Annotated in this window: 1 protein-coding gene; it reads left to right on the top strand. The window is 69.8% G+C overall.

What is annotated here, in order from left to right; translation table 11 throughout:
- Positions 1-166 precede the first annotated feature (166 nt).
- Positions 167-1,630 carry an NADP-dependent phosphogluconate dehydrogenase gene (gndA, locus tag U9980_RS20445; RefSeq protein WP_322769394.1) on the top strand — a complete coding sequence of 488 codons (1,464 nt, stop codon included), beginning with the start codon at positions 167-169 and terminating at the stop codon, positions 1,628-1,630.
- Positions 1,631-1,696: the final 66 nt, after the last annotated feature.

The following is a 1,696-nucleotide window of genomic DNA, read 5'->3' as shown; positions in this document are numbered from 1 at the left end:
ACCTCGCGGGCACCCTGCATGCCATGTACGAGCGTCGCGACCCCGTGCTACGCGACGTGGCGCACCTCGTCCTCGACGGCACCCGCCCGCCTGAACAACTGGCGGACCAGATTCTCCTTGCCTCGCCCGCCACCGCCTCGTCCACCGACGACAGGGGAGTCAGTCCATGAGTTCCGCCGACACCGCGCAGATCGGCGTCACCGGCCTGGCCGTCATGGGCCGCAACCTCGCCCGCAATCTGGCCCGGCACGGGTACCGGGTCGCCGTCCACAACCGGTCGGTCGAGCGCACCCGCGCGCTAGTGGCCGAGCATGGCGACGACGGTGTGTTCCTGCCCGCTGAGGCCCTGGCCGACTTCGTCGCGTCGCTCGAGCGGCCCCGCGCCGTCCTCGTCATGGTCAAGGCCGGCGAGGCGACGGACGCGGTCATCGACGAGCTCGTCTCGCTGCTGGATCCAGGGGACATTGTCGTCGACTGCGGGAACGCCCACTTCGGCGACACCCGCCGCCGGGAGGAGACGCTGCGTGAGCGCGGCCTGCACCTCGTCGGCTGCGGCGTCTCGGGGGGCGAAGAGGGTGCCCTCAACGGGCCGTCGATCATGCCGGGCGGCTCCGCTGAGTCCTACGCGACGCTAGGGCCGATCCTCACGAGCATCGCCGCGCAGGTCGACGGTACGGCGTGCTGCGTTCACGTCGGTCCCGACGGTGCCGGCCATTTCGTAAAGATGGTCCACAACGGCATCGAGTACGCCGACATGCAGCTCATCGCCGAGGCCTACGACGTCCTGCGCAGCGGCCTGGGCGCATCGCCCGCGGAGCTTGCGAAGGTCTTCGAGACGTGGAACACCGGCGACCTGGAGTCCTTCCTCGTCGAGATCACAGCCCAGGTCCTCGGCCACATGGACGCCCGGACGGGGGCCCCCTTCGTGGACGTCGTCGCCGACGCCGCCGAGCAGAAGGGCACCGGACGCTGGACGGTCCAGATCGCCCTCGACCTCGGCGTTCCCGTCACCGGCATTGCCGAGGCGACCTTCGCGCGCTCGCTTTCCGGCCACCCGCGGCAACGTGAGGCGGCTCGGAACGCCTTCGGCGCCGAGCTCCATCCGCGGGACCTCCACGGCGGCTACCCCGGAGGTGAGGACGGTTTCACCGAGGACGTCCGCAAGGCGCTGTACGCCAGCAAGGTCATCGCCTACGCCCAGGGCTTCGACCAGATCGCCGCCGCCAGCGCCGCCTACGGCTGGGACGTCGACCGCGGGGCGATGGCCACGATCTGGCGCGGTGGTTGCATCATCCGGGCCCGCTTCCTGGACCGGATCCGCGAGGCGTACGCGGCGGACACCAGCCTGCCTTCGCTGCTCACCGCTCCCTACTTCGCGGAGGCTGTCCGGGACGGCGTCGAGAGTTGGCGGCGTGTCGTCGGCTTCGCGGTCACCGCCGGGATACCGACGCCCGCCTTCTCGTCGTGCCTCGCCTACTACGACGGTCTGCGCCGCGACCATCTCCCGGCCGCACTGGTCCAGGGGATGCGCGACTACTTCGGCGCCCACACCTACAGGCGCATCGACGACCCAGGCACCTTCCACACGGAGTGGTCCGATGGGCGCCAAGAGATCCGGGCGAGCTGGTGAGGTCCGTCCCGTTCTCTTTAACCCCCACCCGCCAATATCAACATAACCTAACGAAGTGCTACTAGG

Source organism: Protofrankia sp. Cr1 (genome assembly GCF_963555865.1).
Classification (GTDB): domain Bacteria; phylum Actinomycetota; class Actinomycetes; order Frankiales; family Frankiaceae; genus Protofrankia.
The sequence above is the reverse complement of the archived record's forward strand: the minus strand, read 5'-3'. Positions and strand labels throughout refer to the sequence as shown.

What these genes read in the sequence shown, in the direction of transcription:
- gndA (WP_322769394.1), top strand. Translation starts at nt 167, where the DNA reads ATGAGTTCCGCCGACACCGCGCAGATCGGCGTCACCGGCCTGGCCGTC.